The following is a 7,313-nucleotide window of genomic DNA, read 5'->3' as shown; positions in this document are numbered from 1 at the left end:
TATCTTCAAATAATGGCATCAACAGCTCCATAACAATAGCGAAATTCTCGTATATAGTGACTATGGATATGTGGACCTACTCCTATTGGAGCCCAACAAGATCCCAGTTTACTGATTCTACCGAAACCAGCCTCATCTTGGTACATCAAGCGAACCTTACGAAAACGTCTACTGGTTTTAAAGCGCTTTCTTGTCTTCTTGAATTGAGATTTTATTTTTAGACGCGACAATGGTTTGAGCGTCTGCTTTCCTAAGATGTTCTGGACGTGGCATAATATTTCGCCAACCATGGCGCTTCAACAGTTGATAGAAGGCATCACGTGTGTAGGAACGACCTAACTCCTTTTTATAAGCCTGAAATAAGGCATCAATTGTAACAAATTCTCCTGCCTCTGTAGCCTTCAAATGGCGGGCAAGAAAGGCTTTCTCTTCCTCAACTGTCATATATGCATGGTTACGACCACCACGTGTTTCTTGAAGGAGAGAGTCGAGTCCGAACTCCTCATATTTTTTTACATTTCGCCAAATCATTGTTTGATTACAGCCTAAAAGCTCTATAATCTCTTTATAAGATTTACCCATCAGACGAAATAGAACGATTTGAAGGCGTTTATGATATTTAGCTGTACTAGAGTCTTTTAAAAGTGTTTTGATAGCTTGGATTTCTTCTTTAGTTGATTTCATATTACTATTGTATAATGCTTTTTGATTTTAGTTTAGTATTAATCGATTGTTCTACTTTTTGCCTCCAAAACCTTGGAAAAGGCTTTCTTTTGTAATATAATTCACATATAAATACAAGAGAGCTCGTCACACTCGACTCTGTTGACATAAAATCAATCCAGTCCCGTTGTCCCTGTTCTCGGTCAATATAAAGGAGGATAGCTATGAAAGCTGTTGTTGTAAATCCAGAAAGCACTGGTGTTGCTGTTGAAGAAAAAGTACTCCGTCCACTTGAAACTGGGGAAGCACTTGTAGAAATTGAATACTGTGGTGTTTGCCACACTGACCTCCACGTTGCCCATGGTGACTTTGGTCAAGTACCAGGACGTGTTCTTGGCCACGAAGGTGTTGGTATCGTTAAAGAAATTGCCCCAGATGTGAAAAGCCTTAAAGTCGGTGACCGCGTCAGCGTTGCTTGGTTCTTTGAAGGATGTGGCACTTGCGAATACTGTACAACTGGTCGCGAAACCCTTTGCCGTACAGTGAAAAATGCTGGCTACTCAGTAGACGGTGGTATGGCTGAACAATATATCGTAACTGCTGACTATGCTGTCAAAGTTCCTGACGGACTTGATCCAGCCCAAGCTTCTTCTATCACATGTGCTGGAGTAACAACCTATAAAGCTATCAAAGAAGCAAAAGTTGAACCAGGCCAATGGGTTGTTCTTTACGGTGCTGGTGGACTTGGTAACCTCGCTGTTCAATACGCTAAAAAAGTATTCAATGCTCATGTTATCGCAGTCGATATCAACAATGACAAACTTGCCCTTGCAAAAGAAGTAGGCGCTGACATTGTGATTAACGGCCTCGAAGTTGAAGATGTAGCTGGACTCATCAAGGAAAAAACTGATGGTGGAGCTCATTCAGCTGTCGTAACTGCTGTATCTAAAGTTGCCTTCAACCAGGCTGTTGACTCAGTTCGTGCTGGTGGTCACGTCGTCGCTGTCGGCCTTCCTTCTGAAATGATGGAACTAAGTATCGTAAAAACCGTTCTAGATGGAATTCAAGTCATCGGTTCTCTCGTTGGAACTCGTAAAGACTTGGAAGAAGCCTTCCAATTCGGTGCAGAAGGTTTGGTAGTTCCAGTTGTTCAAAAACGTCCAGTAGAAGATGCTGTTGCCATTTTCGACGAAATGGAAAAAGGTCAAATCCAAGGACGTATGGTACTCGACTTCACCCACTAATCTAATAGAAACCTATTTTAAAAGTTGGAAGCTTCTTTCAACTTTTTTATATTAAATTTTTAAATGTGGATTCAATATTACTCCTCAAAAAACTCAATATATCAACATCCAAAAGTAAAAGTTTTTTTAATTTTTTATGATAAATAGTTGCTTTTTACATGAAAACGGTTTATACTTAAACAGTCTTAAAGTTTTCTTAAATGAAAACTAAAACAAAAAAGGAGGAATGACAATAATGAGTATCGGAATCATTATTGCGAGCCACGGCGAATTTGCTGCGGGTATTCATCAGTCAGGATCTATGATCTTTGGTGAACAAGAAAAGGTTCAAGTTGTAACCTTTATGCCAAATGAAGGCCCTGATGATCTATACGCTAAGTTTAATAACGCTGTTGCTGCATTTGACGCAGAAGATGAGGTTCTAGTTTTGGCTGACCTTTGGAGTGGATCTCCATTTAACCAAGCTAGTCGCGTGATGGGAGAAAATCCCGAACGTAAGTTTGCCATCATCACAGGACTTAACTTACCGATGTTGATTCAAGCCTACACAGAGCGCCTCATGGACGCTGCTGCAGGTGTAGAAAAAGTCGCTGCTAATATCATTAAAGAAGCCAAAGATGGCATCAAAGCTCTTCCAGAAGAGCTAAATCCAGTTGAGGAAGTAGCAAGCGCTGCAGCTGCTCCAGTTGCCCAAGCTGCTATCCCAGAAGGAACGGTCATTGGAGACGGTAAATTGAAAATCAATCTTGCCCGTCTTGACACACGTCTACTTCACGGTCAGGTTGCAACTGCTTGGACTCCAGATTCAAAAGCAAATCGTATCATCGTTGCTTCAGATAACGTGGCTAAAGACGACCTTCGTAAAGAATTGATTAAACAAGCAGCTCCAGGTAATGTCAAGGCTAACGTGGTTCCAATTCAAAAACTGATTGAGGTTTCAAAAGACCCACGTTTTGGAGAAACACATGCCCTTATCTTGTTTGAAACACCTCAAGATGCTCTTCGTGCCATCGAAGGCGGCGTGCCAATCAAAACTCTTAACGTTGGTTCTATGGCTCACTCAACAGGTAAAACATTGGTCAATACTGTTTTGTCGATGGACAAAGAAGACGTTGCTACATTTGAAAAAATGCGTGACCTCGGTGTTGAATTTGACGTACGTAAAGTACCAAATGATTCTAAAAAAGATTTGTTTGACTTGATTAACAAAGCCAATGTCAAATAAGCCATTATTTATGAAAGGATTTTAAACATGTCTATTATTTCTATGGTTTTAGTAGTCGTTGTAGCCTTCCTTGCAGGTCTTGAAGGTGTCCTCGACCAATTCCAATTTCACCAACCACTTGTAGCCTGTACCCTTATTGGGCTTGTAACAGGTCACTTGGAAGCAGGGATTATCCTCGGTGGATCGCTTCAAATGATTGCCCTTGGTTGGTCAAATATCGGTGCTGCTATCGCTCCTGATGCTGCACTTGCTTCTGTCGCTGCTGCCATTATCATGGTTCTTGGTGGTGACTTTACTAAGACAGGTATCGGTGTTGCCCAAGCGGTTGCTATCCCTCTTGCCGTTGCTGGTCTATTCTTAACTATGATTGTTCGTACAATCTCAGTTGGTTTGGTTCATACTGCAGATGCTGCCGCTAAAAAAGGTGACTTCGGCGCTGTGGAGCGTGCGCATTTTATTGCGCTACTTTTCCAAGGACTTCGTATTGCGCTTCCTGCAGCTCTTCTCCTTATGGTACCAACTGAAACTGTACAAAGTATCCTTAGTGCTATGCCAGACTGGCTCAAAGATGGTATGGCTATCGGTGGTGGTATGGTCGTTGCCGTTGGTTACGCCATGGTTATCAACATGATGGCAACTCGTGAAGTATGGCCATTCTTCGCTCTTGGTTTCGTTCTCGCTGCTGTGTCAGATATTACTCTAATCGGATTCGGTGCTATCGGTGTTGCTATCGCTCTTATCTACCTTCACCTTTCTAAAACTGGTGGAAATGGTGGCGGAGGAGCCGCAACTTCTAACGACCCAATCGGCGATATCCTAGAAGACTACTAAGATAAGAAAGGACTGAAAACATCATGACTGAAAAACTTCAATTAACTAAATCAGATCGTAAAAAAGTTTGGTGGCGTTCAACCTTCTTACAAGGGTCTTGGAACTTTGAACGGATGCAAAACTTGGGCTGGGCTTATACACTCATTCCAGCTATCAAAAAACTCTATACTAAAAAAGAAGATCAAATCGCTGCTCTTGAGCGTCACCTTGAGTTCTTCAACACTCATCCATACGTAGCTGCTCCAGTCATGGGGGTTACTCTTGCGCTTGAAGAAGAACGTGCTAACGGTGTGGAAATCGATGACGCTGCTATCCAAGGGGTTAAAATCGGTATGATGGGACCTCTTGCTGGTATCGGTGACCCAGTATTCTGGTTTACAGTACGCCCAATCCTTGGATCTCTCGGTGCTTCACTTGCCCTTACTGGCAATATCTTGGGGCCACTCCTCTTCTTTGTTGCATGGAACTTGATTCGTATGTCATTCTTGTGGTATGTTCAAGAGATTGGATACAAGGCTGGATCAGAAATCACTAAAGATATGTCTGGTGGTATCCTTCAAGATATCACTAAAGGAGCTTCTATCCTTGGGATGTTCATTCTTGCTGTCCTTGTTCAACGCTGGGTAAATATTAAATTTGCTTTCGATGTTTCCAAAGTTCAACTAGATGAAAAGGCTTATATCCATTGGGATAAATTGCCAGAAGGATCTAAAGGTATCCAAGAAGCATTCGCACAAGTAGGACAAGGATTGTCTCAAACACCTGAAAAAGTTACTACTTTCCAACAAAACTTGGATATGTTGATTCCTGGACTATCAGGACTACTCCTTACTTTACTTTGCATGTACTTGCTTAAGAAAAAAGTATCTCCAATCACTATTATCCTTGCCCTTTTCGCAGTGGGTATTGTGGCACATGTTCTTCACATCATGTAATCAAGCAACTTAAAAGGAACCAGGTTCTAAAATCTGATTCCTTTTTTCTATGCTTTTATACTCAATGAAAATCAAAGAGCAAACTAGGAAGCGAGCCGCAGGCTGTACTTGAGTACGGCAAGGCGAAGCTGACGTGGTTTGAATTTGATTTTCGAAGAGTATTATTCTGCCAAGGCTCCCATTGGATCCCAAGGTGCAAGTACGATTGGTTCTGCTCCATAGGCAGCTTGTTCTTCTGCTGTCAGCAATTCCTTACGAACAACGATTTGGTATGTGTATTCGTCCATCCAAGCATCTGAGGCAACAAAGTAACCATCTGTACCGACCTTGTCTCCCCAAGAGTTTTCAACCTTCCACTTGGTTGACTTGCCATTTTCATCCAAGTCAACACCTGTCAAGACCATGGCGTGAGTCATCAAGCTTTCGCTGTAATCCAAACGTCCAGCCTTGTCTTGAGTAAGTTTAATGTCCATGCTTGATTCAAAGTCATAAACATCTGTCGCAAGGATTCCAGCTTTGCGGTTGCTGAGCTGGCCAACATCAGAACCAAACCAAACAGTCTCACCTGCTTGCATTTGGGCAATCGCCAATTCTTTCAAGCGCTCCATTGGAACGTTGATGTAACGAACCGCACGGCTACCAACGACATTTCCCAACATCTCAACTGTGTAAGATTTACCGTATGGTTTATCAGCAGTTGGAGCATTGATAACAGAAACGTAGTCTTCTAAAGGAAGATTGACATATTTCTTGTAAAATTCCTGTGGAGTAATACCTTTTTCGCTTTGGTAGTTATTATCCTTATCACGATAAGCAAAGTCAAATTTACGTGGTGGTAGTCCTAGTGACATGGCAAGGAAGTTAAAGATCTCTTGCAAGAGGTCTTCTTTCTTAGCTTGAACAGTCGCTTGGTCTGCGCCAGAAGCTAGTAAGTCACGCAAGATTTGAGCATCTTGGCGCAGCAATTTGTTAAGGATTGCATTTAGCTCACGGCTGCTACTAGATGAAACAGACTCAGGATAAACTGACTTAGGCACGACACCGTATTTTTCAAAGAGGGAAACGACCATATCCCATTGACCACCATCTTGTTGTGGTATTTGGAGTAAGAAGCTAACCTTACGGCTCGTCAATTCTTGGTCTGCAGTCGCAATGACTTGCTCCAAGAACCAGTTTGATTTCTCATACTTGTCCCAGAAGAAAGTATGGGCTTGTGACAACTCAAAGTTCTCCAATTTGTATTGCGAGATGAGTTTGTGGCGAAAAGTGTTGAGAGCCGCAAACATCCAGCAACGACCAGACGCTTTCTGGTTAGTGACCTTGTCCTTGGTTAAATCCAATGAGAAAACAGGTGTGTTGTCTACATGGCTTTGGCGACGTTCCAGAGCTGCAAAAATTCCGTTGTGGCTAGCAGCATTTTCAATCGCTTGGTATTTTACATTTGCTTCATAGTTGGCAAATAGTTTATCAGTAAATGATTCTTGAATCGCGTTCATAGATTCCTCCTTTTATTCTACAGTCTATTATAACTCTTTTCACAAAGGAAGCAACTAAAAAACATAAAAGGCAAGGACATTCTTCCTCACCTTTTTCAAATATAAATCAAATTAAGCAATACTAGCAAGGAGAATTTCTAATTCTTCCTTGGTCAAGCGACGCCATTCCCCTCGTTCCAGGTTCTCATCTAATACTAAAGTTCCCATAGTCAATCGTTGCAAGTCCACCACTTCCTTGCCACAGTAGCCCACCATACGCTTGACCTGATGAAACTTTCCTTCTGCAATAGTCACACGGATTTGGCTCTGATTCTTTTCTGCATCTGTGGAAAGAATCTCCAGTCTAGCGGGTTGACAAGTAAAGTCTTTGAGAGGAATACCCTTGGCAAATATCTCCACATCTTCTTGTGTCATAATTCCCTTGACCTGAGCCAGATAGGTCTTATCCACATGACGCTTGGGTGAAAGAAGAGCATGGGCAAGCTGACCGTCATTGGTCAGGAGCAGGAGTCCATGCGTATCGATATCCAAGCGCCCTACTGGGAAAACTTCCTTACTCCGCGCTAAGTCATCCAACAAGTCCAGAACGGTTCTGTGCTTGGGATCCTCAGTCGCTGAGATAACTCCTTTGGGCTTGTTCATCATGTAGTAGACAAAATCTTCATACTCCAACACTTGCCCATCAAAGCGAATCTCATCTATTTTTTCATCAATCTGCAATTTAGCTGATTTTTCTTTTTTACCATTTACAGTCACGCGCCCAGCCTTGAGCAAGTTTTTGACCTCAGTCCGACTTCCCACCGCACAGGCAACTAAAAATTTATCTAATCTCATAGAACTATTATATCATATCAAAAGGAGGCTAGTACAATGACCAACCTCCTTTTCGTTTCATACTCTTCAAAAATCTCTTCAAACC

Annotated in this window: 6 protein-coding genes and 1 pseudogene; 4 read left to right on the top strand and 3 right to left on the bottom strand. The window is 42.1% G+C overall.

Annotated features, from left to right (window positions below; all coding sequences use genetic code 11):
- Positions 1–14: 14 nt before the first annotated feature.
- Positions 15–684 (bottom strand): annotated as a pseudogene (locus tag HT693_RS02565) (IS630 family transposase); the annotation flags it as partial.
- A 203-nt stretch (positions 685–887) separates the two neighbouring features.
- Here HT693_RS02565 and adhP point away from each other — a divergent pair.
- The 4 genes from adhP to HT693_RS02545 all read left to right on the top strand — a co-directional run bounded on the left by adhP (position 888) and on the right by HT693_RS02545 (position 4,898).
- Positions 888–1,907, top strand: a complete 1,020-nt coding sequence (gene adhP, locus HT693_RS02560; protein WP_138702082.1) for an alcohol dehydrogenase AdhP — start codon at positions 888–890, stop codon at positions 1,905–1,907.
- A 235-nt stretch (positions 1,908–2,142) separates the two neighbouring features.
- Entirely contained in the window at positions 2,143–3,132 is a 990-nt protein-coding gene (locus HT693_RS02555; protein ID WP_050222834.1) for a PTS sugar transporter subunit IIB, read from the top strand.
- 27 nt (positions 3,133–3,159) lie between these two features.
- Positions 3,160–3,963 carry a PTS mannose/fructose/sorbose transporter subunit IIC gene (locus HT693_RS02550; RefSeq protein WP_050222833.1) on the top strand — a complete coding sequence of 268 codons (804 nt, stop codon included), beginning with the start codon at positions 3,160–3,162 and terminating at the stop codon, positions 3,961–3,963.
- A 23-nt stretch (positions 3,964–3,986) separates the two neighbouring features.
- Positions 3,987–4,898: a PTS system mannose/fructose/sorbose family transporter subunit IID gene (locus HT693_RS02545; RefSeq protein ID WP_000136861.1), complete on the top strand. Its 912-nt coding sequence runs from the start codon at positions 3,987–3,989 to the stop codon at positions 4,896–4,898.
- 161 nt (positions 4,899–5,059) lie between these two features.
- Here the strand turns inward: HT693_RS02545 and pepC are convergent, their stop codons facing one another.
- A complete protein-coding gene (gene pepC / locus HT693_RS02540; protein WP_000991655.1) occupies positions 5,060–6,394 on the bottom strand; it encodes an aminopeptidase C in 1,335 nt (444 codons plus the stop codon).
- A gap of 111 nt (positions 6,395–6,505) precedes the next feature.
- On the bottom strand, positions 6,506–7,228 hold the full coding sequence (locus HT693_RS02535) for a pseudouridine synthase (RefSeq protein ID WP_166730960.1): 723 nt from the start codon (positions 7,226–7,228) through the stop codon (positions 6,506–6,508).
- Positions 7,229–7,313: the final 85 nt, after the last annotated feature.

It is taken from the genome of Streptococcus sp. 2154 (assembly GCF_013277255.1).
GTDB lineage: Bacteria > Bacillota > Bacilli > Lactobacillales > Streptococcaceae > Streptococcus > Streptococcus pseudopneumoniae.
This window is presented reverse-complemented; position numbering and strand designations above follow the sequence as displayed.

Coding starts and splice junctions, on each gene's coding strand:
- adhP (WP_138702082.1), top strand. CDS start 888: ATGAAAGCTGTTGTTGTAAATCCAGAAAGCACTGGTGTTGCTGTTGAA.
- HT693_RS02555 (WP_050222834.1), top strand. CDS start 2,143: ATGAGTATCGGAATCATTATTGCGAGCCACGGCGAATTTGCTGCGGGT.
- HT693_RS02550 (WP_050222833.1), top strand. CDS start 3,160: ATGTCTATTATTTCTATGGTTTTAGTAGTCGTTGTAGCCTTCCTTGCA.
- HT693_RS02545 (WP_000136861.1), top strand. CDS start 3,987: ATGACTGAAAAACTTCAATTAACTAAATCAGATCGTAAAAAAGTTTGG.
- pepC (WP_000991655.1), bottom strand. CDS start 6,394: ATGAACGCGATTCAAGAATCATTTACTGATAAACTATTTGCCAACTAT.
- HT693_RS02535 (WP_166730960.1), bottom strand. CDS start 7,228: ATGAGATTAGATAAATTTTTAGTTGCCTGTGCGGTGGGAAGTCGGACT.